The organism is Vibrio sp. S234-5 (genome assembly GCF_000960595.1).
GTDB lineage: Bacteria > Pseudomonadota > Gammaproteobacteria > Enterobacterales > Vibrionaceae > Vibrio.
In genome coordinates this window covers 1-414 of sequence record NZ_JZAM01000371.1, presented here as the reverse complement: position 1 = coordinate 414, position 414 = coordinate 1, and the positions used below count along the sequence as shown (strand labels likewise).

Annotated in this window: 1 protein-coding gene; it reads left to right on the top strand. The window is 47.6% G+C overall.

Translation table 11 applies throughout. The annotated features are described in order from the left end of the window. On the top strand, window positions 1-389 hold a 389-nt coding region (locus tag UF06_RS21590; RefSeq protein WP_045572310.1), incomplete at its 5' end, for a carbohydrate-binding protein. Window positions 390-414: the final 25 nt, after the last annotated feature.

The following is a 414-nucleotide window of genomic DNA, read 5'->3' as shown; positions in this document are numbered from 1 at the left end:
AACGTGGCATGGGTGCAACTCAAAACCTACCGAAGCTCGCGAAGTTTATCCAGCTAGCCAAACAGGCTGGTTATGTCTTCGATACCATGGATAACTACACACCGAACCGGCAAGTTGGAAACAACTACAGCGCCGGCGACTACGTTCTACACCTCGGTACGGTATATCAAGCAGTAACAAGCCATACAGCGCAACAAGATTGGGCGCCATCACCAACATCTAGCTTGTGGACGAATGCGGATCCAGCAACTAATTGGACTCAGAATGTTTCATACAAACAAGGCGATGTGGTGACTTATCAAGGTTTGCGTTACCTAGTTAATGTACCGCACGTATCTCAAGCAGACTGGACTCCGAACTCACAGAACACCTTGTTCACAGCTCTATAAGCTGTTCCCTACTATCATCATGTAG